The organism is Rhodococcus sp. 06-462-5 (assembly GCF_002258315.1).
Taxonomy (GTDB): Bacteria; Actinomycetota; Actinomycetes; order Mycobacteriales; family Mycobacteriaceae; genus Rhodococcoides.
This window is the reverse complement of sequence record NZ_NOYD01000029.1, coordinates 115,944-141,112: the sequence shown is the minus strand read 5'-3', so window position 1 is coordinate 141,112 and position 25,169 is coordinate 115,944. Positions and strand designations below refer to the sequence as shown.

Below are 25,169 nucleotides of genomic sequence, written 5' to 3'. Positions count from 1 at the left end.
CCGGAGCCGCGTACGACATCTATCGCACGCGGCCCCGGGAGTGGAGCACCAGTTGCCGAGATCAGATACGGACGCCGGTTCGGTCGTCGCTGTGTGCGATCACCTGAGAGGTGATCGGCGTCCGACGCGAGGAGAGCACCCCGAGGGCACCCATGGCAGCGATCACGAGTCCGCCGACGATGGCGAACAGGTCCGCGGCCAGCAGTCCGGACGGGAACACCATCAGCGCGGGCGAGACTGCGAGCAGCAGGCCGAGGCCGACGTGGGTCCAGTGGCTTTGCCTCGACGAGGATCCGATGGCCCACAGGGCGGTCGAGGCAGCGAGAATGCCGAGCACGAGGATGGCACCGGTGACTTCCTGGTCTCCCTGGACGGGCAGCCAGACAGTGGATGCGACGAGTACGGCTCCGGTGACGAATACGACGACGTCCCTGGCGATTTCGGATGTGCGTTGACGGTTGGACATGACCGCTCCTCGTGGTGCGTGGTGAATAGCTCGTATACCGGTATACGCCTTTACCTCGGCTAATGTTCCCGATCAACCCCGAATTGTGATCCAGCAGCTAGTTGCCAATGCTGTTAAGCCAATTCTTCGCAGGCGTAGCCTGGCGATATGTCCAAAACCTTCGTCGGCGTGCGGCTTCGGCAGCTCCGCAGCGAACGCAGCATGAGTCAGGTGTTGCTGGCGCAGAAGCTGGGAATCTCGGCCAGCTATCTCAATCAGATCGAGCACGACGTGCGTCCACTGACGGTGCCGGTACTGCTGCGGATCTCCGAGGTGTTCGGCGTCGACACATCGTTCTTCTCCTCCGAGGACGACACCAGGCTGGTCGCCGAACTCCGCGAGGTCGCGCTCGATCAGGACATGGGGATCGACGCCGATGCGCACGAGATCGCGCAGATGGTCAGCTCGCACCCGCAGTTGGCACGGGCGATGGTCAACATGCACCGCCGATACCGCAATACGACGGCTCAGCTGTTGGCCGCCACCGAGGAGCGTTTCTCCGACGGCAGTGGCAGTGGTTCCATCAGCAAGCCGCACGAGGAAGTGCGTGACTATTTCTATCAGCGGCAGAATTATCTGCACGAATTGGACACTGCGGCAGAGGCTCTGACGTCGAGGATCCGGTTCCATCGCGCCGACGTCGGCGGCGAGATCGCCAAGCGGCTGCGGACGGTTCACGACGTGCAGATCGTCAATCGGATCGACCTCGGCGAGAACGTGCTGCACCGGTTCGATCCGCAGACGCGGGTACTGGAAATTTCACCGCATCTCTCCGGTGGACAGAAGGTGTTCAAGTACGCCGCCGAACTCGCCTATCTCGAATGCGGGGATCTGCTGAAGAAGATGGCCGACGAGGGCAATTTCACCAGTGAGTCGTCGAAGAAGTTGGCGGTGCTCGGTTTCGCGAACTACTTCGCCGCCGCGACGGTGTTGCCGTATCACCAGTTCCATGACGTGGCCGAGGATTTTCGGTACGACATCGAGCGGCTCTCGGCTTTCTTCTCGGTCAGCTACGAAACCATCTGCCATCGCCTGTCCACCTTGCAGAGGCCCGAGTTGCGGGGTGTGCCGTTCTCGTTCGTGCGCGTCGATCGCGCCGGGAACATGTCGAAGCGTCAGTCCGCCACGGGTTTTCACTTCTCATCCAGCGGTGGCACCTGTCCGCTGTGGAATGTCTACGAGACGTTCGCCTATCCGGGCAAGATCATGACGCAGATCGCCGAGATGCCCGACGGCCGCAGTTACCTGTGGATCGCACGCACGGTGGAGCGACGCGCTGCGCGATACGGTCAGCCCGGCAAGACCTTCGCCATCGGCCTCGGTTGCGAACTGCGCCACGCCGGAAGGCTGGTGTACGCCGACGGTTTGGACGTACAGGGTTCGGCGGCGGCGACGCCGATCGGAGCGGGCTGCCGGGTGTGCGAGCGCTCCAACTGCCCGCAACGCGCATTTCCGCCGCTGGGCAAGGACCTCGACATCGACGAGCATCGAAGTTCGGTGTCCCCGTATCTCGTTCGCTGAGAAGGAAGGAAGACTGGAATGACTCGTATCGGCGTTGTACTCCGACCCGAACTTGCGCCGGAAGATCTCGTCGAGGCGGCACGTGAGGCCGACCGCGCAGGCGTCGACGAGGTGTGGTTGTGGGAGGACTGCTTCTACTCCGGTGGAATATCCACTGCTGCACTGGTTCTCGCGTGCACCGAACGGGTGAACGTCGGCATCGGGGTACTACCCACTCCGATGCGGAACGTGGCAGCCACAGCGATGGAGATCGCCACCGTGGCCCGAGTCCATCCGGGGCGGCTGCGCGTGGGGCTCGGACACGGTGTTCAGTCGTGGATGGGTCAGATCGGGGCGCGAGTGCAGTCGCCTCTGACGTTGCTGAGCGAACAGATGTCAGCGCTCACCGCACTGTTGGCGGGCGAGAGCGTCACCGTGCAGGGGCGGTACGTCTCACTCGACAACGTGCAGCTGAATTGGCCTCCGCTGCAACCGCCGCCGCTGCTCGTCGGTGCGACGGGGCCGAAGACTCTGGCCCTGAGCGGACGCACCGGTGTGGGAACCATCCTCACGAGCGAGACGTCACCGGATCAGGTGCGAACGGCCATCGAGCACATCGATGGTGGGCCGGACCACGAGATCGTCGTCTACATTGCCGCCGCGACCGATTCCGATGCCGCGCTGAGCAACCTGCAACGCTGGATCGATGCCGGTGCCACCACCGTCGTACTCGAACCCCCTGCGGCCGAGACGGATCTGTCCAGCCTGTTCACGCATGCCGCGTCGTTGACGCAGCGGTTCGCCTAGCGCTCTCGCAGAAACCGTCCCGCGTCCGCGAACGCCCGTGCTCGACGCGTCAGTGTGGGTGGAGCAGGCTTCTCACCTCGCCACAGGCGGTCGAGCGTGCTCATACTCAGGATGAGCCGTTCCGGTGAATCCCAGTGCGCGTACTGCTGAAATTCGCCTGATTTCAGCAGATTCAGGGCGGCCTCGGTGGGCCCGAGTCCAGCGTCGAAGCAGCTGCGTCCGGCCTCGGACACCCAGGTCCAGTAGTTGCGGAGTGCCCGGATCTCGTCGGTGCCGCACAGGGGTCCATGCCCGGGAACGTAGACGGCGGCATCGAGTTCGAGGAGGTGGTCGAGGGCATCGATCCAGTTCTGCAGAGGTCCGTGCCAGAGCACCGGAGTGGCGTCGATGAACAGCAGGTCGCCGGCGAACACGACTCCGACGTCCGGCAGATGGGCGATGAGGTCTCCTTCGGTGTGCGCCGGGCCGAGATAGCGGAGGTGGACCGGCCGCCCCGAGACGTCGATGGTCTCGGTGGTCTCGAAGGTGTGGTCGGGCAGTCTCGGCAGACTCGTCGGGAAGGTGGCGTCGCCGCGGACTCGGTTCATGTAGGAGCCCATCGCACCGACCGGTCCCGGCACCCAGCCGATCTTCGCGCCGAGAGATGCGAACGCGTCCACCCCTTTCGGTGGCGTTTCCTCTTTCATGGCGTGCAGTGACGCGGTACTGGTGGTGATGCGAGCGGACGCGGGGACGGTGTCGTTTCCCCACCAGTGATCACCGTCGGAGTGGGTGTTGAGCACTTCGGTGATCGGCGCATCGGCCACCAGTTCGGCGGTGTCGGCGACAACTCGCTGCGCCCAGTTCACATCCCACACGGTGTCGATCAGCATCGACGCCGAACCCGGTGCCACGATCAGTCCGGTGTTGGTCTGGCCCCAACTGCCGGGCGGCCGCATGAATGCCCAGGTGTCGTCGGCGATCTGTCGGTACCCCACCTCTGCGTCTCCCACCGCCACAGGCTAGCCGGTGAAGAGCTCGTTCAGGTGGGAGTCCCACTGTCGTTCCGGGAAGCACCGATTCAACAGCTCGATCATGATGGGCACGGCAGTCGAGGCACCGGGCGACGCGCCGAGCACGGCGGCGATCGTACCGTCCTGCGAGGCAACCACTTCGGTGCCGAACTGCAGTGCACCGTTCTTCACGATCTGGGCGCGTTGACCGGCGTTGGTGATCGACCAGTCCTCCGATTCGGCGTGCGGCAGAAACTCACGCAGCGCAGCGATCTTCTTGCTCCGCGTCGCGGTCAACTCGGAGAGCAACAACCCGATCAACGGGGTGTTGCGGCGGGCCATCGACAGCAGCGAACCGATGTTGTCTCTTCCGAGCGATCGCGGAAGGTCCATCACGGATCCGTGTTTCAGAAACTTCGGGTTCGCCCCGGCGTACGGTCCGAACAGGATGGATCGTCGGCCGTCGACGACGCGAGTATCCAGGTGCGGCACCGACATCGGCGGAGCTCCGATGGGCGGAGTCCCGTACACCTTGGCGTCGTGCCGATCGACCAGCTCGGGCCGATCACAGCGCAGGAACTGTCCGCTGATCGGCAACAGTCCGTAGCCGCGCGCCTCGGCAATTGCGGCTCGGCGCAGCAACTTCAGCGCCCAGCCGCCGGCTCCGACGAACACGAAACGAGCTCGTTCCACCGGCCGACCGCCGCGCACGTCGAGTCGCCAGGATCCATCTCGATCCTGACTCAACCCGCGCACTTCACGGCCCGTCTCGACGCTCGCGCCTGCGTCCGACATGGCGTCGAACAGCTGCCGCGTCGCTGCGCCGAAGTCGACGTCGGTACCCGTCGCATCTCGGGTCGCCGCCCACTGCCCCGTCCTGCCCTCTGCCACGAGCGGTGCCCATTGCCGAAGCACCGCAGGGTCTTCGGTGTACTCCATGGCCTCGAACAGCGGATGCGCACGCAGCGCACGATGCCGTGCGCGAAGAAATTCGACGTTGTCGGCACCTCGTACGAGCGTCATGTGCGGCACGGGGCGCACGAAGTCCACCTGAGGCAGCGTCGACCAGAAGCGACGGGTGATCGCGAACTGCTCGGCGATCCTCACGGCTCGATCGATGTCGACGGACCCGTCGGATCGCAGGGTCGTGTAGTTGGTCTCGCACAGACCCGCGTGCCCTGTTCCAGCGTTGTTCCATCCGTCCGATGCCTCCGCGGCCACGCGAGGCAATCGCTCGAGCACCCGAATCGACCAGCTCGGTTCCAGTCGCTGCAGCAGTGTCCCGAGCGTTGCACTCATGATTCCGCCGCCGACGAGGATGACGTCGTCCACCTTTCGACCCCTTTCTCGTACTAAGTACGAGTTACGCTAGCACCGACTCGTACGCCTGTATAGTTCTGCCGATGCCACGCCTGACCAGGACTGCCGTCGTCGACGCCGCGCTGGACGTCGCATACCGTCGCGGACTGGACTCGCTCACCATCCGCAAGATCGCCACCGAACTGGGCGTATCGCCCATGGCGATCTACTGGCACGTGAAGAACAAGGACGAGCTCCTCGACGCCATGGGTGACCGCGTCTGCGAGGACCTCGAGATCACCGTGGATCCCACCGCTGCATGGTGGGATCAACTGCGCACCGTGCACGAGGACTTCATGCGCGCCCTGCGCGCACACCCGGGAGCCGCGACCATCGTGGTGCCGCGAATGCTGTTCTCTCCCAACAGCAGAGCTGCGATGGAACTGAGCTTGAAGCTCTTACGTGAGGCCGGTTTCTCCCCTCCCGACGCCACCCAGCTCGCCCGCCAGGGTGTCAGGGTCGCCATTTCACTCGTCACGGAGCCACTGTTCACCGGCGTCGAGGTCGAACCGGAGCGTCGGGCACACGTCGAGCAGGAGGTGGCGTCGACGATGGAATCCCTCGATCCCCAGGAGTTCCCGAACATCCTGGCAGCCGCCCCACATCTGGGCGATGCCACGGCTCGGGCGGCGTTCGAGAAGCTCGGTCTCGACACCTTCATCGCGGGCGTCCGTGCCCTCGCCCGAGAGAACGACATTTCGTCCTGAGCCGCCGGCGCGGGTTGGACATCTTGTCGGGTGGCGAAGTCTCGTCCATAGGTGCAGGCTTTGCAGAACCGAAACAGTCGACGCTAGGGGTTCAGTGATGACGGTGCCTGTCCTGCAGAACTACATCGACGGGGCGTTCGTGACGCCCTCGGGCACCGAGATGCTCGATGTGGTGAGTCCGGTGGACGAGTCGATCGTCGCCCACTCCCCCATCTCCGACGCGGCCGACGTCGATGCCGCAATGTCGGCTGCCACCAAAGCTTTCGAGACCTGGGGCAAAACGACTCCGAGTGAGCGGCAGAAGGTACTGCTGATGCTCGCCGACGCCATCGAGGCGCACAGCGACGAGATCGTCGAGGCGCAGAGCCGCAACACCGGTCAGCCCAAGGCCACCATTGCCGCCGAGGAAGTCACCGTCGGTGCCGATCAGATCCGATTCTTCGCAGGCGCGGCGCGGATGCTCGAGGGCAAATCCGCGGGCGAGTACATGGACGGCTTCACCTCCTACGTTCGACGGGAACCGATCGGTGTCGTCGGGCAGGTGACCCCGTGGAATTACCCGTTCATGATGGCGATCTGGAAGATCGGTCCTGCGCTGGCCGCCGGAAACACCATCGTGCTCAAGCCGAGTGACACCACTCCCGAGAGCACGCTGGTGCTCGCGAAGCTCTCGAAGGGCATCGTCCCCGACGGCGTGCTCAACGTCGTTCTCGGTAACGGCGGCACCGGAGCTGCCATCGTGGAGCACAAGACTCCCGGCCTCGTATCGATCACCGGTTCGGTGCGCGCCGGCATCGCTGTCGCCGTGGCCGCCGCCAAGCAACTCAAGCGGGCGCACCTCGAACTCGGCGGCAAGGCACCGGCAATCGTGTTCGACGACGTCGACATCAGCAAGGCCGCCGACGGTATCGCCGAGGCCGCGTTCTTCAACGCCGGTCAAGACTGCACCGCCGTCACCCGCGTCCTGGTACACGAGTCGGTGCACGACACCCTCGTCGATGCCCTTGTCGCCAAGGCGAAGACGCTGAAAGTCGGCCTTCCAGACGACCCCGACACCTTCCTCGGGCCACTGAACAACGTCAACCACTTCGGGCAGGTGAGCGCCAAGGTCGACGGCATCGGCGCGCATGCCACCATCGTCACCGGCGGCAAGCGCATCGGGGACAAGGGTTTCTTCTTCGAGCCGACCATCATCACCGGCGTGCAGCAATCCGATCCGATCGTTCAGGAGGAGACCTTCGGCCCGGTGCTCACGGTGCAGAAGTTCACCGACGAGGCGGAGGCGATCGCGCTTGCCAACGACGTCGACTTCGGTCTCGCATCGAGCGTGTGGACCTCCGATCATGCACGTACACTGCGTATCTCGGCAGCTCTGGACTTCGGAGCCGTCTGGGTCAACTGCCACATCCCACTGGTGGCCGAGATGCCGCACGGAGGATTCAAATACTCCGGCTACGGCAAGGATCTCTCGGCCTACGGGGTAGAGGACTACACCCGCATCAAGCACGTCATGAGCTCGACGGAGACTCTTCGATGACCTTTCACCCCCTCGATCCCCTGTCCAGCGACGAATTCGCCGCCGTGGCCGAGGTTCTCGGCCGCGATCACGGCGTCGGCGATGGCTGGCGCTACGCCTCGATCGAAATGATCGAACCCGCCAAGTCCGAGATCGCCGCGTTCGACGCGGACGGAACCGTGCCTGCGCGTCGGGCAGTCTCGGTGGTGTTGAACCGCAACGAGAACACCACCTTCAAGGCCGTGGTATCGCTCGACGATCGCACCACCGAATCGTGGACGCACATTCCGGACGTGCAGCCCAACTTCACCGTCGACGAGTGGGAGGAGGCCGACGCAGCCCTGCGTGCCCACCCCGATGTGATTGCCGCCCTTGCCGATCGCGGTATCACCGATCTGGATCTGGTGTTCATGGACACCTGGACCTACGGCGAGGCGGTGACGCCCGAGAAGTACAAGGGTCGACGCCTCGGCTGGTCCGACACGTGGGTCAAAGCTGCGGAGGGTGCCAATCCCTACGCCGGACCGGTGGGCGGCTTCCACTGCGTCATCGACGTGAACACGATGGAACTGCTCGAGATCGAGGACACGTATCGCGTCGAGCGGCCGGAGATCATGGGCGAGTACGTGCCTCGCCATATCCCGGAGCGAATCAGGAACGCGAGCACACGTCCACCGTTGAAGCCCCTCGAGATCACTCAGACCGACGGGCCCTCGTTCGAGCTCGACGGCAACAAGTTGACCTGGCAGAACTGGTCGCTGCGCGTGGGGTTCAACTATCGCGAGGGCATGACGCTGCATGCCGTCAACTACAACGACAACGGCAACGTGCGGTCGGTCGCGAACCGAATGTCGTTCGCGGAGATGGTCGTTCCCTATCGCGATCACACCGAGGATCACTATCGGCGCACCGCGTTCGACATCGGCGAGTGGGGCCTGGGCTTCATGACCACCTCGCTCGAGCTGGGCTGCGATTGCCTCGGCGAGATCCGGTACCTCGACGCGGTGCTGCACAACAGCAAGGGTGAGCCGTACACGATCACCAACGCGATCTGCATTCACGAAGAAGACAACGCCGTGCTGTGGAAGCACGTCGATCACGACGCCGGAGCCGAGGTGCGCCGCATGCGTCGACTCACCGTCAGCTTCCATGCCACCGTGGCGAACTACGAGTACCTCGTCTACTGGCGGTTCTATCAGGACGGCAACATCGAGTGCGAGGTCCGTGCGACCGGCATCATGGTCGTCACCCACTTCGACGAGGGTGGCGCGCACCCGTCGGGCACGCTGGTCGACAATCGGACCTACGCGCCCTATCACCAGCACTTCCTGGTCGCCCGGCTCGATCTGGACATCGACGGCACCGAGAACACCGTGTACGCCAGTGAGACGCAACGAGTTCCGATGGGCCCGGACAATCCGTACGGCCTCGCACTCACTCAGGTCAACACTCCCCTGACCACCGAGTCCGAGGGCAAGCAGGATTACGACTGGAACACCCAGAAGGCATGGAAGGTCGTCAACGACAACGTCACCAACGGTCTCGGCACCCGTCCCGCTTACAAGTTGGTTCCGGGCGCGGCGATTCCGTCGATGTTCGATCCGGCGTCGCCGATCTTCCAGCGCGCCCAGGTGATCGGCCACACCGTGTGGGTCACCCCCAACTCGCCCGACGAGCGTTGGCCCAGTGGTGAATTCGTCAACCAGAGCGGTATCGATCACGGCCTGCCGGAGTGGACCCAAAAGGATCGCAGCATCGAGAACACCGATGTCGTCGTCTGGTACACCTTCGGGATCCACCACATCACTCGCCCGGAGGACTGGCCGGTGATGCCCGCGGACACGGTCTCGTTCTGGCTCAAGCCGTTCGGGTTCTTCGATCGCAATCCCTCGCTCGACGTCGTGGCGTCGGAACCGAAATCGTGCCATACCGATCCCGGTAGCACCTGTCATTAGCTCGCCCGAACTCAGGGAAGGTCCGCCCATGCGTCTGATCGTGGGGTACCAGGCAACACCGAGTGGAGCGGACGGAATCGCCCTGGGCGCAACGCTCGCGCGTTCGCTGCAGGCCTCGCTGGACATCTGCCTGGTGCTGCCGCAGGAGCGTCCGGTGCCGTCCAAAGCGCCGGTCGAGGCCGGATACGACGACATCCTGATCGATCGGGCCACCGGCTGGCTCGACGAGGCACTCACCCTCGTACCCGAGGACGTACAGGCACGTGCACACCTGCTGTTCGACGAGTCCTTCGCGCAGGGCCTGCTCGACGTCGTCCGAGAGTTCGATGCGTACATGATCGTCGTCGGGGCGGCCGGTGACGGTCTGCTCGGACGCCATTCGATCGGTACCGTCACCAGTGATCTGCTGCACGTGGCGCATGTGCCGCTCGCGCTGGCTCCGCGGGGGTATCGGCATTCTCCGCCGCAGCGTATTCGGGAGATCACCTGCGCCATCGGAAATCGGCCGGGGGCAGCAGAACTCGTCGAGGCAGCCACCGACCTCTCCGCCACCGCCGAGTTGCCGCTGCGCCTGCTCTCCCTCGTGTCCGCCGAAGAGCAATCGACATGGGGACAGAGCGGTCTCGCCAAGGCCGAGGAAGTACTGCGCACCGTGCAAGCGGAACTGCCCGCGGGATCGGAGGTGCAGCTGAAGGTGGCGGAGGGCTCCGGCATCGAGAAGGCCGCCTCTTCGCTCGACTGGCACGACGGCGACGTGTTGATGGTGGGGTCGTCTCGACTCGCCCAGCCTCACCGCCTGTTCTTGGGATCGGTTGCCGCCAAGATGCTTCGGGTCGTTCCCGTTCCGATGATCGTTGTTCCGAGGGAGGCCGGCGATGAATGAGCACAAGGTAGTCGACGTCGAGTCCAAGGGCCTGTCCGCCGGCCAGCTCGGATTGCTCGCCAGTGTGGTCCTGGGCATCTCGACCATCGCACCCGCGTACGCACTCACCGCGTCGCTCGGGCCCACGGTCACCGAGGTCGGGGTGCACCTGCCCGCGATCTTCATCGTCGGCTTCATCCCGATGTTGTTGGTGGCGTTGGGCTATCGAGAGCTCAACGCGGCCGAACCCGACAGCGGCACGTCCTTTACGTGGGCCTCCAAGGCCTTCGGCCCGTACGTCGGCTGGATGGGTGGCTGGGGTCTGATCGCGGCCACCATCATCGTGCTCTCGAACCTGGCCGGAGTGGCCGTCGATTTCTTCTATCTCTTTCTCGCCCAGGTCACCAGCAACGACTCCTTGGCCGACCTGACCGGCAACAAGCTCGTCAACATCGTCACGTGCCTGGTGTTCATGGCGTTGGCGGCGTGGCTCTGCTATCGCGGCATGCAGGAGACCAAGCGGGTCCAGTACACGATGCTCGGGTTCCAGTTGCTGGTGATGGCGTGGTTCATCATCGCCGCATTCGTCAAGGTGGGGGCAGGCGACGGGGCCCAGGACATCTCGTTCAGCCTGGACTGGTTCGACCCGTTCGGCATCCCGAGCTTCTCCGCATTCACCGCAGGCCTGTCGCTGTCGATCTTCATGTACTGGGGTTGGGACGTCTGCCTGACGGTCAACGAGGAAACCTCGGGCAGCGCAAAGATTCCCGGCCGCGCAGCGCTGGTCACGGTGTTCTTCATCATCGTGCTGTACTTGCTCACCGCGGTGGCCACCCTGCTCTTCGCCGGTACCGGCGACACCGGAAACGGACTGCAGAATCCCGACACCACCGACAATGTGTTCGCAGCCCTCGCCGGGCCGGTGATGGGTCCCTTTGCGATCCTGCTGTCCCTGGCCGTGTTGAGCAGCTCAGCCAGTTCGCTTCAGGCCACGTTCATCTCACCGGCGCGCACTTTGCTCGCGATGGGTCACTACCAGGCCCTACCGAAGCGGTTCGCCTCCATCACACCGAGATTCAGCACTCCGGGCTTCGCGACGCTCGTGGCAGGCGGGGCGTCCGCCGGCTTCTACGCCGTGATGCGGGTGGTGAGCGACAACGTTCTCACCGACACCATTGCCGCTCTGGGACTGATGATCTGCTTCTACTACGGCATCACGGCATTCGCCTGTGTCTGGTACTTCCGCGAGGAGCTGTTCGCCAGCACCCGCAATTTCTTCTTCAAATTCCTCGCCCCGCTACTCGGTGGTGTCGGGATGGCCGTGGTGTTCGTGCAGACCTCGGTCGATGCCTGGGACCCCGAATTCGGCAGCGGCTCATCACTGTTCGGGATCGGCATGGTGTTCCTCATCGGCGTGGGCATCATCGTTCTCGGCATGGTCGTCATGGCGGTGGTGGCATTGCGCAAGCCGGAGTTCTTCAAGGGCAACATTCTCCGCCGCGATACTCCGTCACTGATCGTCGAGGACTGACGATCCCACTGGACTTCGTCGGCGCCCGGGGGGCTCGACGCCGCGCTTCTGGAGGCCCTGCAGGATCAGCTCGCTGACGCGCACCCAGGCGGGGCGGTCGGCCCACTGAGCCTCGAGCAGTGCGTTGGCTCGGGGGTCGTCGAGACCGCGCTCGAACGACCACTCGAGGGCATCACCGTCCCAGGCGGTCACCATCCATTCGACCGTGTCGTCCGCGAGCTCCTGGATCCGTGGGTCCTCGGGTTCGAGCTCGGCTGCCCGAAAGGAGCGCACCATGAGTGCCAGATAGCCCGGGTCCCGGAGCATGACGGCACCGAATTCCTCCAGCCAGGGATCGAGCCTGGGCCGGTAGACGGCATACGTCAGCACCCAGGCATCGCGATAGTGATCGACAACGTCGGAGTCGATCCCCGCTTCGCGCAGGTGCTCGATCAGGCCGACGATCAGATCGGGAAGGACCAGCGCGTCGCCGGCCCGCAGCAGCCGGAGTCTGTCGCGATCCTTCTCCAGACGTTCGATCCTGGTGCTCAGGTCTGCGTCGATCTCGACCAAGGCCAGGTCGAGGGATTCCTGCGAGGCATCGAGTAGCTCGTGGACGCGCGCCAGCGGCACACCGGCCGAGGCAAGAGCAACGACCCGTGAGAGCCGCAGGACGGCCTCCCCGTCGTAGAGGCGGTAACCGGACGTGTCGCGTTGCGGCTCGTCCAACAGCCCCTGCTGGTGGTAGAACCGCACGGTTCGGGTCGTCACTCCCACGTAGGCAGCCAGCTCACCGATGCGCAGCATCGCGACCATTCTTGCCGATCAACCGTCGACCCCGGCAGGTTCCGACACCGGTTCGGTCAGCTCACGCGCACCCGGACTCAGCACGGCGTAGGCGGCGACGGCGGTCCATCCGACTCCCATCACGACGGCCCCGAGAGCGAGATCACCGCCGACGAGCACCACCGACATCAGTCCCAGCCCCATCGGCCCGGCCACCAGCCCGCCCATGTTCAGCCAGCCGAGGACGCGCCCCCGAACGTCTGCGGGGACGCGTTCGGCCACGTAGACATTCCAGATCGGACCGAACAGCCCGGACCCGAGACCCATCACGAGCATCCCGGCCGCGACGATCCAGAAACCCTGCAGCTGCGCGAACAGCCAGATGCCTGCCGTCATCGCTGCCATTCCCGTCACGAAGGTGGCCCGTCGCGATCGGGCGGCCAACAAAGCGAACAGTGCCGCCCCTGCCAGGGCACCGACTGCGAATGCCGACATGGCCAGGCCCAGCTGCCCGGGTTCACCGATCTCGTTGAAGTGGCCGGGCAGCAGCAGGCTGATCATCGGCGGGGTGACCAGGCTGGCGAGGAACGCGAAAATCAGCATCGCCCGCAGTGCGGGCGTCGCACGGATCAGGTCCAGGGCACTCCCTGACCCCGTCGTCGCAGTCGGAAATGCCTGCCCCATGACCGGAACCAACGCGGTCAGCACAGCAGCGGCCGCCGACGAAGCGGCGGTGACGGCAACGACGTCGATCGGATCCAGCACGCTCAACAGCAGGCCCGCCAGAGCCGGTCCCGCCAGGAAGGCCAGTGAGAATCCGGTCTGAAAGAACCCGGCCACCGTGGTGACCGACGATCCCGAGATCGACGCGACGTCGGCGAGCATCGCTTGTCGAGCCGTCATACCCGGTACATCGAAGACTGCGCCTGCGACTCCCAACACTACGAACCACGGCACCGACAACCCCACCGTCGTGCTCACCACGATCAGGCCGAGTACCGCAGTCGCGCTGCCGAGATCGGAGACGACGGCCACGTTGCGTGCCCCGAATCGGTCGATCAGCCGACCACCGGCGAATGTTGCCGGCACCGCGGCGATGCCGGCTGCCGCTGCGATCAGACCTGCCGACGACAGGCTTCCGGTCGTGGCCAGCACCAACCAGGGCAAGACGATCGTGATGGCCGAGTTGCCGAAAAGCGACAACGACGCGCCACCGATGTACAGCGGGACAGCAAGACGGATTCGGCTCATGCTTCGATGATCGGCATTGACGCTGCGTCAAGGTCAAGGTGATCCTGCGGTTGTTGTCGATGACCTAACCGTCGAGCATGTCCGGAGTCGTGGGATCGAATCCTGCCAGCAGCGCTCGGAGTCCGTATTCGAAGGCATCCTCGGATCGCTCGCGCAGATCTCCCGCGGTGTCCAGTGCAGCCCTCAGTTCCGGTTCCACATCGCGGCTGCTGAGCCACGGTGCCTCGGGAGCCGCCAGATCCAACGCCGAACCCAGCACGTAACTGTCGAGCACGGTGATGATGCGGAGCACGTCGGCCGGCACGAAGCCGGCGTCTGTCAGCACCCGCGCCAGCGTGTTGTACATCCCGAACGCAGCACTGCTGTTCACGGCCTGAGCCGTCAGCAGCGGAATCAGCCGCGGGTAGCGTCCGTAGCTGTTTCGGTAGCCGCGCGCGATCCAGGCGAGCGCCTCACGCCACGGCGCACCGACCTCCGGCATCGCCACCTCGGACATCGCCCGTCCCCGCAGCAACTCGATGATCTCGTCACGTCCGGACACGTGGTTGTAGAGCGAGGACGGACTGACCTTCAGCTTCTTGGCGAGCTGAGGCATGGTGAATCCACCGGACTCCTCGACGAGAGTCAGGGCCGCCGTCGTGATGCGATCGAGGTCGAGAAGGGGTGCCGACGGTCGTCCCACAGCATTTCTCCCGTATCTGTTGCGTTCGAGGCAGACATCCACGATACTTAACGAATCACATTCGTTTTAACAGGAGATCAGCATGCTGACACTCACCAATCTCTCTGCCCCCGAGGCCCTGACCCGAACCACCCCGACCGATCGGGCACCGCTCCGCGTCGGGTTGGTACAGCATTGCTGGAACCCCGATGACTCGGCGTTGAAAGCCGAATTGCTCGAGGCCATCTCCGCCGCCGCGAACCTCGGGGCGAAGGTCGTCTTCCTGCCCGAGATCACCCTGCTGCGCTACCCCGCCGACACCCGTGCCGGAGCCAACCCCGGCGGCGAAGCCGAGGATCTGCTGACCGGGCCAACGTTCACTCTCGCCGCCGAGGCCGCAGCCGCGAACGGCATCGTGGTCCACACCTCGCTGTACGAGAAGTCAGAAGCCGCAGACGGATTGGGCTTCAACAGCGCCATCATGGTCTCCCCGACGGGAGAACTGCTGGCGAGAACCAGAAAGCTGCACATCCCCATTTCGGCCGGGTACTACGAGGACACCTACTTCCGGGCCGGCCCCGCCGAGGACCCGTATCCCGTGTACTCCCCGGCGGAACTCGGCGGCGCCAGAGTGGGCCTGCCCACCTGCTGGGACGAGTGGTTCCCCGAGGTCGCGCGCAGTTACGCGCTCGGCGGCGCAGAGATTCTCGCATATCCGACGGCCATCGGGTCCGAGCCCTCGTTTCCGGCCTTCGACACCCAACCGCTGTGGCAACACGTCATCGTCGGCCACGGCATCTCGAACGGCCTGTTCATGGTGGTACCCAACCGCTGCGGCAACGAAGGCGAGATCACCTTCTACGGTTCGTCGTTCATCTCCGATCCCTACGGCCGCATCCTGGTTCAGGCACCCCGCGACGAATCGGCCGTCCTCGTCGCGGATCTCGACCTCGATCAGCGTCGAGAATGGTTGGAGCTCTTCCCCTTCCTACTCACACGAAGACCCGACACGTACGGCCGCCTCACCCAGCCGGTGAACGCCGACGCACCGTACGGTGACGGACACGCCGCGACGCCGGTGATCAAATGAACACCACAGCAACGACATTCACGATGCCGTCCGAGACCGCTCCGCAGGACAAGGTGTGGATGGCGTTTCCCTGCGAGGGCTACTCACTCGGCGACGATCCGAAAGCCAAGCACGAGGCCCGCTCCACGTGGGCTGCCGTCGCGCACGCCGTTGCCGCGTTCGAGCCGGTGACCGTCGTCGTCGATCCGGCCGAACGCGCCGTCGCATCGACATACCTCTCGCGCGACATCGACATCGTCGAAGCGCCCTTGAACGACGCCTGGATGCGCGATATCGGTCCGACATTCGTTCACGCACAGGACGGTTCGGTCGCCGCCGTCGACTGGGTCTTCAACGGCTGGGGTGCACAGGACTGGGCGCAGTGGGACAAGGACAGCCGTATCGGCGAGTTCGTCGCCGATCAGGCTGCAGTACCGCGCATCACGTCGACCGTAGTCAACGAGGGCGGCGGCATCGCGGTCGACGGCGCAGGCACGGTCTTGGTGACCGAGACCGTGCAACTCGATCCGGGCCGCAACCCCGGGCTGTCGAAAGCCGACATCGAAGCGGAACTGGAACGAACCATCGGGGCGCGGCACGTCATCTGGCTGCCGCGCGGACTGACGCGCGATTCCATGCGTTTCGGTACCCGCGGACACGTCGACATCGTCGCGGCCATTCCGGTGCCGGGAACGGTGCTGGTGCATCGGCAACACGATCAGGCTCACCCCGACCACGAGGTCAGTTCACTGATCGTCGACGCTCTGCGTGCCACCCACGACGGATCGGGCGAGGACTGGAACATCGTCGAGGTGCCGGCTCCGCGGACACTGCGTGATGCCGACGGCTTCGTCGACTACAGCTACATCAATCATCTGGTCGTCAACGGCGGCGTGATCGCCTGCAGTTACGACGATCCGTCCGACGCCGAAGCGGCAGCGATCCTGCGCGAGGCGTATCCGGGCCGGGACGTGGTGACCGTGGACGCGAGGCCGCTGTTCGAGCGAGGCGGCGGGATCCACTGCATCACCCAGCACCAGCCTTCGGCGAAGCGTCTCGGCTGACCGCCGGCCTTACGAGCTGCGACGAACCTCGAGCTGCTCACCGACGGTGACGGCGTGCGCTTCGGTCACGCAGTCCAGTCGTCCGTCGAGACGCAGTGAGACGTTGTATTCACCCTGCTTGAGGTTGAACGTGGTGATGGTGATGCTGGTGGCGTTCTCGTCCACGATCACGCGCTGACTCAACGACAGCATCCCGTTGTGAAGAACTTCGCACATCTGCCCCGGCAGGACGTTCTCGACGTGAACGGTGATGGCCTTCGGCCCGCCGAGAGCCTCGATGGTGGGCTGCGGCGTGCTCGACCCGACGAGTCTGAGGTAACTCTTGTCTCTGCGCACGGCCTCGACTTCCCTGTTTGCGTGCTCCACCCTGAGGTGAACGTCCAACGTGGTCTCAATGGTGGTTCGTGGCGCGGTCGAAGACGGATTGGTTTCACACGTCGTCATCGGCCTCGCCCCGAGCCTCTCTTTACATCGGGGGCGAAACCGTCCGCGTTACGAACCCGCCTCCGACCAGCCCACCCACAGCCGCAAACATCCAGGGAATCTCGATGTCATCGGTCAGAACATACCTCTCGTGCCGCGGATCTGCGAGCGGACTGTTCGAACCGATATCTTTACGTATCTTTGCACCCTGTAAAACTCCGCGCAGATGATTCGGGACGCGAGAATCAGTCCGTTTCCTCGAAGCCCTGTAGCTCGGCCTTTTCGGCGGCGCGCTCGGCGTCTTGTTGCTTCCGCTTCTTCTTCTGAACCCCCACCACAGCGGCAGCAGCTCCCACCGGTGCCGCAACAGCCATTGCGACCCACATCGAGGTGCTGCCCTCGAGATACGTGGCAACCAATCGAACCAATGTTCCGCCCGCACCCGCGAGATACAGAACGAGGAACACCGCAAACCTAGGGCGTCGCCACTCCTGAATCGTATGTGCGTCGACCCCCCGGGCCCGGGCGTACCCGATCACGACATAGGCACTTGCGAAGATTGCCAGAAATATCCCCAGCGCCACCCACGCCCCGGTGACACCCGCCGCATAGGGCAGGATTGCCGCCGAGACGAGTCCGATCCACAGCAGCGACTGGAATCCGACTGCCGAGGCTTCGTTCCAGGCGTCGCGTTGAAGTTCGTCGGCGTAGAACTCGTCGTCGAGGTCGCCGACGAATCGGGCTGCTCTGACGAATGCGCTCATGATTCTTCCTCTCCGAACAGTGTCTCCACCGTCGTATCGAGTGCGCGGGCCAATCGCAGCGCCAGGTAGACGCTCGGCGCATAGTCGCCGCCTTCGACGGAGACGATGCTCTGACGGCTCACCCCGCAGATGCTGCCGAGTTCGGCCTGGGTGATCCGTGCCAGTTTGCGATGTGCGCGAACGTTGTTCGTTCCGGACATACGCCAAAGTCAACTCTGCTTGTCATTTTTTGTCAAGCTTGCTTGTCATTTTGGCGCATTTACGTCCGCGTAACGCGGGAAACAGACTCGTCACCGCAGAAAATACCAACGCAATACTCGCCCTTTACTGTTCGCAATCGCGAATACATCTCCGTATACAAAACTTCCGAAAGGGCCGTAGATGCCTGCTGTCTCGAAGCGCATGTCCGTCAAGCGCGTCATGGTCGTTCCCGCAGCGTTGGCTGCATTGAGCCTGGTCGCCACCGCATGCGGAAGCAAGGCGAGCGACACCACCACCTCCGCCGACGGCGGCGGCGGTTCTGCCACCTCGTGTGTCGACACCTCCGGTGACACCATCAAGGTCGGCTCGCTCAACTCTCTGTCCGGCACCATGGCGATCAGCGAAGTGACGGTTCGCGATTCGATCGCACTGGCCGTCGAGCAGATCAACGCAGCGGGCGGAGTCAACGGCAAGCAGATCGAGGTCGTCGCCGAGGACGGCGCCTCGGAGCCGACCGTGTTCGCCGAGAAAGCCGAGAAGCTGATCAGCAGCGACTGTGTCGCAGCAGTATTCGGCGGCTGGACCTCGTCGAGCCGCAAGGCCATGCTGCCCGTGTTCGAGGACAACGACGCTCTCCTCTACTACCCCGTCCAGTACGAGGGACTCGAGGCGTCGGACAACATCTTCTACACCGGTGCCACCACCAACCAGCAGATCATCCCGGCCCTGGACTATCTCAAGGAACAGGGCGTGACGTCGCTGTACCTCGTCGGTAGCGACTACGTCTTCCCGCAGACCGCCAACCGCGAGATCAAGGCCTACGCGGCCGCGAACGGCATCGAGATCAAGGGCGAGGACTACACCCCGCTCGGCTCGACGGACTTCTCCACCATCGTCAACAAGGTTCGCTCTGCCGACGCGGACGCGGTGTTCAACACCCTCAACGGTGATTCGAATGTCGCGTTCTTCCGCGAATACACCAACGCCGGACTCAAAGCTGCTGACATGCCGGTCATTTCGGTCTCCATCGCCGAGGAGGAAGTCGCAGGCATCGGTGCGGCCAACATCGAGGGCCAGCTGACCGCCTGGAACTACTACCAGACCGTCGACACCCCGGAGAACAACAAGTTCGTCGCCGACTACAAGGCGAAGTACGGTGCCGACAAGCCGACCTCGGACCCCATGGAAGCCGCGTACACCTCGGTCTACCTGTGGAAGAACACCGTCGAGAAGGCCGATTCCTTTGCCGTGGCCGATATTCAGGCCGCGGCCGACGGCGTCAGCTTCGCCGCTCCCGAGGGCGAGGTCGTCATCGACGGGGACAACCACCACATCTCCAAGACCGCCCGCATCGGTGAGATCCGTGCCGACGGACTGATCTACACGGTGTGGGAGTCCCCCGAAGCGATCGCACCCGACCCGTTCCTGGAGACCTACGACTGGGCCGCCGACCTCAACTGACCACCACCCATGTGAGTGGAACTTCGTAGCCTGCTACGAAGTTCCACTCACCTGCTCCGAAGGAGCTCCCCTATGGACGTCGTGATCGGACAGTTGTTCACCGGCCTGTCGATCGGATCCATTCTTCTCCTCGCCGCCCTCGGGCTCTCACTGACGTTCGGTCAGATGGGCGTCATCAACATGGCGCACGGCGAGTTCATCATGGCCGGTTCGTACACGGCCTACGTGGTGCAGCAGATCGTCTCCACCGGCGGCGCATCACTGTTCATCTCTCTGATCGTCGGTTTCCTCGTCGGCGGCGCAATGGGAGTGTTGTTGGAGGTCACGCTGATTCAGCGCATGTACCACCGACCACTCGACACCCTGCTCGTCACGTTCGGTGTCGGGCTCATCCTGCAGCAGCTCGCTCGCGACATCTTCGGCGCTCCGGCGGTCAACGTCGTCTCCCCGGGATGGCTCAGCGGCGGCGTCGACATCCTCGGTGCCGTGGTTCCCAAGACCAGAATCTTCATCCTCGTGCTCGCGATCGTCGCCGTCGTCGCCTTGTCGGTGGCACTGAAGAAGACCGCAATGGGTCGACGCATCCGCGCGGTGGTCCAGAACCGCGATCTCGCGGAGACCTCGGGTATCTCGAGCCGTCGGACGGACATCTCGACGTTCTTCCTCGGCTCCGGTCTGGCCGGTGTCGCGGGCGTCGCGCTCACCCTGATCGGTTCCACCAGTTCCACTGTGGGACAGAGCTATCTGATCGACGCCTTCCTGGTGGTCGTTGTCGGCGGACTCGGCCAGATCAAGGGTGCGGTCATCGCGGCCTTCGCTCTCGGGATTCTCAACTCGTTCATCGAGTACAGCACCACGGCCTCGATCGCCAAGGTCATCGTGTTCGTGCTCATCGTGATCTTCCTGCAGGCCCGCCCGCAAGGCTTGTTCGCCGTCAAGACAAGGAGCCTGGTATGAGCGAGTTCATCGCCAAGCGCGGTGCCCTACTGGGATTCGCGCTCGCCGCGATCCTGCTGTTCGCCGTCGCTCCTGCCGTCCTCAGCGACTTCCGGCTGAACCTGCTGGGCAAGTTCATCTGCTACGCCATCGTGGCGGTCGGTATCGGGTTGGCCTGGGGGCGTGGCGGAATGCTCACCCTCGGTCAGGGTGTCTTCTTCGGTATCGGCGCCTACATCATGGCCATGCATCTGAAGATCTCCGACGCCGATCTACGCGGCGACGACGTACCGGACTTCATGTCGATCGCCGGTATCCGTGAATTGCCCTCGTACTGGGTGCCGTTCACCTCGCCGATCACCACCGTCCTGGGCATCCTGTTCGTGCCGGCTCTGGTGGCACTGGTGCTCGGCCTCGGCGTCTTCAAGCGTCGGGTCAAGGGCGCGTACTTCGCGATCCTCAGCCAGGCACTGGCCGCTGCGTTCGCGATCCTGCTGATCGGCCAGCAGACCACCGGTGGATCGAACGGCCTCAACAGGTTCCGCACGTTCTTCGGGTTCAACCTCAACGACCCCGCGAACAAGCAGATGCTGTTCTTCATCGCCGCAGGCGTACTGCTCGTGGTCGTCGCCATCACCCGCCAGCTGATGTACTCGCGCTACGGCGAACTGCTGGTGGCGGTGCGGGATCAGGAGGAGCGCGTTCGGTTCCTCGGATACGACCCCGCCAACGTCAAGATCGTGGCCTACGTGGCCGCGGCGTTCTTCGCGGGTCTCGCAGGCGCACTGTTCGTTCCGATCGTCGGCATCATCTCCCCCAACGACGTCGGCATCGTCCCGTCCATCGCGTTCCTCATCGGTGTCGCGATCGGCGGTCGCACCACCCTGCTCGGCCCGGTCCTCGGCGCGCTCGGCGTCGCCTGGGCTCAGACCACGCTGTCCGAGCAGTTCCCGTCGGGCTGGACGTACGCACAGGGCCTGCTGTTCGTGGTGGTCGTCGGGTTCTTCCCCGCGGGTATCGCGGGACTGTTCGCGCTGCGCAAACGAAAGAAGGAATCCGAACCGGTCCCCGAGCCGAGCGAAGAGCCAGAGAAGGAACTGACGCGATGATTCATGTCGAAGGTCCGCAACCCACGTTCGGCGGCAACGCCGGCATGTCGAGTCAGTATCTCGAAGTACGAGATCTGACAGTCAGTTTCGACGGTTTCAAGGCCAACACCAACGTCGACCTGACGCTGATGCAGGGCGATCTGCGCTTCCTCATCGGACCCAACGGTGCCGGTAAGACCACGCTGATCGACGCCATCACCGGCCTCGTCCCGGCCACCGGCTCGGTCACCAAGTCCGGCGTGGAACTGCTCGGCAAGAAGGTGCATCAGATCGCCCGCCTCGGCATCGGCCGAACCTTCCAGACCGCCAGCATCTTCGAGAATTTGACGGTCCTGCAGAACCTGGATATCGCCGCCGGTTCCGGTCGGTCCGTGCTGACGATGTTGCGTCGTCGAGGATCGGTACTCCCCCAGATCGAGGAGGCTCTCGAGACCATCGGCCTGACGGCCGAGCGCGACAAGCCCGCGGGAATTCTCGCGCACGGTCAGAAGCAGTGGCTCGAGATCGGAATGCTGTTGGTGCAGAACGCCGACGTGCTTCTGCTCGACGAGCCGGTCGCAGGCATGAGTCACGAGGAGCGCGAGGAAACCGGGCAGCTGCTGCAGCGCATCGGCGGTGAGCGGACGGTGGTGGTGGTCGAGCACGACATGGACTTCATGCGTATGTTCGCCACCTCGGTGACGGTGTTGGCCGCCGGTCGGGTCCTGGCCGAGGGCACAGTCGCCGAGGTGCAGGCAGATCCGAAGGTCCAAGAGGTCTATCTCGGTACCGCGGCGGCGGGCGAGGAACTCGACCAGATTGCAGAAGAGGGAGCCGGTCATGCTTGAACTGGTCGATGTGCGTACCGGTTACGGACGCAGCGAAGTGATTCACGGTGCGTCGCTGACGGTTCCGGCCGACGGGGTCGCGGCGGTGATGGGACACAACGGTGCGGGCAAGACCACTCTGCTGCGGGCAGCGGTCGGTTTGCTGAAGGTCAATTCGGGCAAAGTGATGTTCGACGGCGAGGACGTGAGCGCGCTGCGTCCCAGCGCCCGCGTTGCCCGCGGTCTCGCGTATGTGCCGCAAGGTCAGCAGTCGTTCGGCCAGTTGACCACGGCCGAGAATCTGCAGGTCGTCGCCGACGGTCGCAAGCGCGGCAAAGCACTCGTCGACGAGGCACTCGATCTGTTTCCGGCGTTGAAGGAATTGCTCGGTCGCAGAGCGGGATTGCTCTCGGGTGGTCAGCGCCAACAGCTCGCGATCGCACGGGCACTGATCACCGAACCGCGGATGTTGATCCTGGACGAACCGACCGAGGGCATCCAGCCGTCGGTCGTCGCCGAGATCGAACGCACCGTCATCGAACTCACTCGACGCGGAGGACTGGGAGTGTTGTTGGTGGAGCAGCACATCGGCTTCGCTCTCGAGTCGGCGCAGAACTACTACATCCTCGAGGCCGGCCGCATCACGTCCACCGGCGTGGGCGGAACCGAGTCCGAGGCGGACGTCCGCGCAGCCATGGCGATCTGACCGGACACATCGTGCCGCGCAAGGACCTTCGCGAGAAGGTCTATTCGTCACTGCGCCGGGATCTGATCTCCGGTGCCATCAGCTCCACCGAACGGCTCGGCGAGGAGCGTCTCGCCGAGCTGTACGGTGTCTCGCGCACTCCGGTGCGCGAGGCACTGGCGCGGTTGCAGGCCGACGGCCTCGTCACCCGCGACGAAGCCGGGCTGCACGCCTATCGCCCCCGGATCGGCGACCTGCCCGACCTGTACGAGCTGCGCTCCACTCTCGAAGCACGCGGCATCACTCGGTCGATGTCGCACCCGGTCGATCGGTCGTCGTTGTCGAACCTGTTGGACACCTGGATCGGTTTGCGGGCCGACCCTCCCGGGACCACCGACGATCTGGTGTCCCTGGACGAGAACTTCCACGTCACCCTGTTGGCTGCCTCGGGCAACCCGGCTCTGACCGAGGCCCTGTGCACCGTGAACGCCAAGGTGCGTCCTGTTCGGATACTCGGCGGACTCGACGCCGCAGCCGTCGTCTCGGCGATCGATCAACACATCGACATCGTCGAGCGCGTTCTCGCCGGGACCTTGGACTCGGCACTGGAACTGCTACTGGCACACATCGATTCCTCACGCGATTTGGTGGTCGCGCGGGCCGAGCAAGCGGCGGCATTGGCGGGCGCGGTCCGAATGTGACTCGGACTATTTCTCCGAAAGAATCCGATCGATGTCGTCGAGCACGGTCTGTCCGCCCATGGGTCCGACGCCGGTGATCCAGTAGGACTGATCCACCGCATGCGGATTCGGCAGCACGCCCGCGTTGGCGGTGACCGACTCCGGAATCGCAGCGGGGTCCGACGGGTCCGAGGCGGTGACGACGATCAGATCCGCGGCCGCCTGAGCCGCCAGCTCGGGCGAGAGGTCGACCGAGATCTCGTCGGCCCATTCCGGCCTCGGCGGGGTGGTGAAGCCTGCGCACTCGAGGGTGCTCCCGGCGAACGACGTCGGCCCGTAGAGGGTCAGTTCGCCTGCGCGGGGGCGAATCAATTGTGCCGTCTTCCCAGCGGTGTCGTGCTTCTCGGCGATCTCGGCACACCGATCGTCGTAGGCGGTGAGTAGTTCCTCCGCAGCGTCCTCCCTGCCGAGTGTTCGTCCGACGAACCGGACGTTGTCGCGCCACGGATCGGATTGGGAGGCCATGAACACCGTCGGCGCGATGGCGGTGAGTTGGTCGTAGTACTCGGCGTGCCGAGTCTCAGTGCCCAGGATCAGATCCGGTTGCAGGGCCGCGATGTCTTCGATCGTCGGTTCGGCAACAGTGCCGACGGTCGCGATGTTCGCGGCTTCGGTACCGAGGTACGACGGCACACCGCTCGCCTCGCTGAGCACTGCGGTGCCGACGGGTACGAGGCCCAGGGCGACGGTGGTGTCGAGTTCGACCGGTTCGAGGGTGACGATGCGCAGCGGGGTCTCGGGAACGTCGACCGTGCCCCGGACGGTCTCGACCGACCGCGTCGCGCTGCCGTCGGTGTCGGAGGCGGCCTCGGTGGACGAACACGCCGTCGCAGCCACACCGAGGGCGGCGATGGTGAGAGCGAGGGCCGTGATGCGGGCATGGGACTTCGTCAAGGGTCCTCCGAGGGGAAGTTGTGCAGAATCATAAAGAGGGTAGCCTACCCTTCTGTCCCCCGGTGACGCCCGGCCGGGCAGTCGGTACGGTGTGGCTGTGACCACACCACGAATTCCGTCCGGCACCGCCAGAACTCTGGGACCCATCAACTGGGTCATCTGCAAGGTGATCGCCAAGGGTGCGGGGGTGCCCAATCCTCACCTGTTCACCACCCTCGGGCGCACCGGCGGTCTCTACCGAGCATGGTTGTTCTACAGCGGCCATCTGATGCCCGGCGGACGCATCTCGCGCAAGGAGAGCGAGATGGTGATCCTGCGTGTGGCGCACCTGCGCGATTCCGCGTACGAGATGGACCATCACATCCGGCTGGGCAAGCGGGCGGGCATCGACCGGGATCTGCTCGAGCTCATCAAGACCGGACCCGACGCACCGGGACTGTCGACGCGGTATCGGACCATTCTGACCGCGGTCGACGAACTCATCGCCACCAAGATCCTCTCCGACGCGACCTGGAACCAACTCGCCACCCAGTTCGACGCGCAGGGTTGCGAGAGTGGTTGCCAGCCCGTCGTATTGGGTGACCAGCAGGACGAATTCGATGAGCC

Annotated in this window: 26 protein-coding genes; 16 read left to right on the top strand and 10 right to left on the bottom strand. The window is 64.3% G+C overall.

The window, feature by feature from the left end:
• Positions 1-61: 61 nt before the first annotated feature.
• Entirely contained in the window at positions 62-466 is a 405-nt protein-coding gene (locus CH251_RS15995) for a hypothetical protein (protein WP_094614001.1), read from the bottom strand.
• A 147-nt stretch (positions 467-613) separates the two neighbouring features.
• On the opposite strand from CH251_RS15995, the gene ramB reads away from it, so the two are divergent.
• Both ramB and CH251_RS15985 read left to right on the top strand, forming a co-directional pair.
• A complete protein-coding gene (ramB, locus tag CH251_RS15990; RefSeq protein ID WP_094614000.1) occupies positions 614-2,026 on the top strand; it encodes an acetate metabolism transcriptional regulator RamB in 1,413 nt (470 codons plus the stop codon).
• A gap of 18 nt (positions 2,027-2,044) precedes the next feature.
• On the top strand, positions 2,045-2,812 hold the full coding sequence (locus CH251_RS15985; RefSeq protein ID WP_094613999.1) for an LLM class flavin-dependent oxidoreductase: 768 nt from the start codon (positions 2,045-2,047) through the stop codon (positions 2,810-2,812).
• Here CH251_RS15985 and CH251_RS15980 read toward each other — a convergent pair.
• Entirely contained in the window at positions 2,809-3,804 is a 996-nt protein-coding gene (locus CH251_RS15980) for an MBL fold metallo-hydrolase (protein ID WP_256979107.1), read from the bottom strand. The two genes, CH251_RS15985 and CH251_RS15980, sit on opposite strands and share 4 nt — an antisense overlap.
• A gap of 9 nt (positions 3,805-3,813) precedes the next feature.
• The gene (mqo, locus tag CH251_RS15975) at positions 3,814-5,136 is read right to left on the bottom strand and encodes a malate dehydrogenase (quinone) (RefSeq protein WP_218828309.1); all 1,323 of its coding nucleotides are present in this window, start codon (positions 5,134-5,136) and stop codon (positions 3,814-3,816) included.
• Positions 5,137-5,207: 71 nt separating this feature from the next.
• On the opposite strand from mqo, the gene CH251_RS15970 reads away from it, so the two are divergent.
• The 5 genes from CH251_RS15970 to CH251_RS15950 all read left to right on the top strand — a co-directional run bounded on the left by CH251_RS15970 (position 5,208) and on the right by CH251_RS15950 (position 11,734).
• On the top strand, positions 5,208-5,870 hold the full coding sequence (locus CH251_RS15970) for a TetR family transcriptional regulator (protein WP_094613998.1): 663 nt from the start codon (positions 5,208-5,210) through the stop codon (positions 5,868-5,870).
• Positions 5,871-5,967: 97 nt separating this feature from the next.
• Complete coding sequence (locus tag CH251_RS15965) at positions 5,968-7,407, top strand: gamma-aminobutyraldehyde dehydrogenase (RefSeq protein WP_094613997.1); 1,440 nt, start codon at positions 5,968-5,970, stop codon at positions 7,405-7,407.
• Positions 7,404-9,341 (top strand): primary-amine oxidase, encoded by a 1,938-nt coding sequence (locus tag CH251_RS15960; RefSeq protein WP_094613996.1) that lies wholly within the window; start codon positions 7,404-7,406, stop codon positions 9,339-9,341. The genes CH251_RS15965 and CH251_RS15960 overlap by 4 nt, the downstream gene beginning before the upstream one ends.
• Positions 9,342-9,369: 28 nt before the next feature.
• Entirely contained in the window at positions 9,370-10,224 is an 855-nt protein-coding gene (locus CH251_RS15955) for a universal stress protein (RefSeq protein ID WP_094613995.1), read from the top strand.
• Positions 10,217-11,734: an APC family permease gene (locus CH251_RS15950; RefSeq protein WP_094613994.1), complete on the top strand. Its 1,518-nt coding sequence runs from the start codon at positions 10,217-10,219 to the stop codon at positions 11,732-11,734. Before CH251_RS15955 ends, CH251_RS15950 begins: the two co-directional genes overlap by 8 nt.
• Here CH251_RS15950 and CH251_RS15945 read toward each other — a convergent pair.
• The 3 genes from CH251_RS15945 to CH251_RS15935 all read right to left on the bottom strand — a co-directional run bounded on the left by CH251_RS15945 (position 11,714) and on the right by CH251_RS15935 (position 14,432).
• Positions 11,714-12,520, bottom strand: a complete 807-nt coding sequence (locus tag CH251_RS15945) for a MerR family transcriptional regulator (RefSeq protein ID WP_179273310.1) — start codon at positions 12,518-12,520, stop codon at positions 11,714-11,716. The two genes, CH251_RS15950 and CH251_RS15945, sit on opposite strands and share 21 nt — an antisense overlap.
• An 18-nt stretch (positions 12,521-12,538) precedes the next feature.
• The gene (locus CH251_RS15940; RefSeq protein WP_094613992.1) at positions 12,539-13,750 is read right to left on the bottom strand and encodes an MFS transporter; all 1,212 of its coding nucleotides are present in this window, start codon (positions 13,748-13,750) and stop codon (positions 12,539-12,541) included.
• A gap of 64 nt (positions 13,751-13,814) precedes the next feature.
• Complete coding sequence (locus tag CH251_RS15935) at positions 13,815-14,432, bottom strand: TetR/AcrR family transcriptional regulator C-terminal domain-containing protein (protein WP_256979105.1); 618 nt, start codon at positions 14,430-14,432, stop codon at positions 13,815-13,817.
• A gap of 82 nt (positions 14,433-14,514) precedes the next feature.
• Between CH251_RS15935 and CH251_RS15930 the strand changes: the two genes are divergently transcribed.
• Positions 14,515-15,501: a nitrilase-related carbon-nitrogen hydrolase gene (locus CH251_RS15930; protein WP_094613991.1), complete on the top strand. Its 987-nt coding sequence runs from the start codon at positions 14,515-14,517 to the stop codon at positions 15,499-15,501.
• Positions 15,498-16,544: an agmatine/peptidylarginine deiminase gene (locus tag CH251_RS15925; protein ID WP_256979104.1), complete on the top strand. Its 1,047-nt coding sequence runs from the start codon at positions 15,498-15,500 to the stop codon at positions 16,542-16,544. The genes CH251_RS15930 and CH251_RS15925 overlap by 4 nt, the downstream gene beginning before the upstream one ends.
• 9 nt (positions 16,545-16,553) lie before the next feature.
• On the opposite strand, the gene CH251_RS15920 is transcribed toward CH251_RS15925, so the two are convergent.
• The 3 genes from CH251_RS15920 to CH251_RS15910 all read right to left on the bottom strand — a co-directional run bounded on the left by CH251_RS15920 (position 16,554) and on the right by CH251_RS15910 (position 17,931).
• Positions 16,554-16,880 carry a hypothetical protein gene (locus CH251_RS15920; protein ID WP_143537798.1) on the bottom strand — a complete coding sequence of 109 codons (327 nt, stop codon included), beginning with the start codon at positions 16,878-16,880 and terminating at the stop codon, positions 16,554-16,556.
• A 332-nt stretch (positions 16,881-17,212) separates the two neighbouring features.
• Positions 17,213-17,731, bottom strand: a complete 519-nt coding sequence (locus tag CH251_RS15915) for a hypothetical protein (protein ID WP_094613989.1) — start codon at positions 17,729-17,731, stop codon at positions 17,213-17,215.
• Positions 17,728-17,931, bottom strand: a complete 204-nt coding sequence (locus tag CH251_RS15910) for a helix-turn-helix transcriptional regulator (protein WP_094613988.1) — start codon at positions 17,929-17,931, stop codon at positions 17,728-17,730. The genes CH251_RS15915 and CH251_RS15910 overlap by 4 nt, the downstream gene beginning before the upstream one ends.
• A gap of 181 nt (positions 17,932-18,112) precedes the next feature.
• On the opposite strand from CH251_RS15910, the gene urtA reads away from it, so the two are divergent.
• The 6 genes from urtA to CH251_RS15880 all read left to right on the top strand — a co-directional run bounded on the left by urtA (position 18,113) and on the right by CH251_RS15880 (position 23,630).
• Positions 18,113-19,393: an urea ABC transporter substrate-binding protein gene (gene urtA / locus CH251_RS15905; RefSeq protein WP_094613987.1), complete on the top strand. Its 1,281-nt coding sequence runs from the start codon at positions 18,113-18,115 to the stop codon at positions 19,391-19,393.
• A gap of 72 nt (positions 19,394-19,465) precedes the next feature.
• The gene (urtB, locus tag CH251_RS15900) at positions 19,466-20,350 is read left to right on the top strand and encodes an urea ABC transporter permease subunit UrtB (RefSeq protein WP_094613986.1); all 885 of its coding nucleotides are present in this window, start codon (positions 19,466-19,468) and stop codon (positions 20,348-20,350) included.
• On the top strand, positions 20,347-21,438 hold the full coding sequence (urtC, locus tag CH251_RS15895) for an urea ABC transporter permease subunit UrtC (RefSeq protein ID WP_094613985.1): 1,092 nt from the start codon (positions 20,347-20,349) through the stop codon (positions 21,436-21,438). The genes urtB and urtC overlap by 4 nt, the downstream gene beginning before the upstream one ends.
• The gene (urtD, locus tag CH251_RS15890; RefSeq protein ID WP_094613984.1) at positions 21,435-22,265 is read left to right on the top strand and encodes an urea ABC transporter ATP-binding protein UrtD; all 831 of its coding nucleotides are present in this window, start codon (positions 21,435-21,437) and stop codon (positions 22,263-22,265) included. The genes urtC and urtD overlap by 4 nt, the downstream gene beginning before the upstream one ends.
• Complete coding sequence (gene urtE / locus CH251_RS15885; protein WP_094613983.1) at positions 22,258-22,950, top strand: urea ABC transporter ATP-binding subunit UrtE; 693 nt, start codon at positions 22,258-22,260, stop codon at positions 22,948-22,950. Before urtD ends, urtE begins: the two co-directional genes overlap by 8 nt.
• A gap of 11 nt (positions 22,951-22,961) precedes the next feature.
• Positions 22,962-23,630, top strand: a complete 669-nt coding sequence (locus tag CH251_RS15880; RefSeq protein WP_094613982.1) for a GntR family transcriptional regulator — start codon at positions 22,962-22,964, stop codon at positions 23,628-23,630.
• 6 nt (positions 23,631-23,636) lie between these two features.
• Here the strand turns inward: CH251_RS15880 and CH251_RS15875 are convergent, their stop codons facing one another.
• Positions 23,637-24,563 carry an iron-siderophore ABC transporter substrate-binding protein gene (locus CH251_RS15875; protein WP_094613981.1) on the bottom strand — a complete coding sequence of 309 codons (927 nt, stop codon included), beginning with the start codon at positions 24,561-24,563 and terminating at the stop codon, positions 23,637-23,639.
• 91 nt (positions 24,564-24,654) lie between these two features.
• Here CH251_RS15875 and CH251_RS15870 point away from each other — a divergent pair.
• Positions 24,655-25,169 (top strand): carboxymuconolactone decarboxylase family protein (locus CH251_RS15870; protein WP_256979102.1); only part of this gene is annotated, 515 nt, incomplete at its 3' end.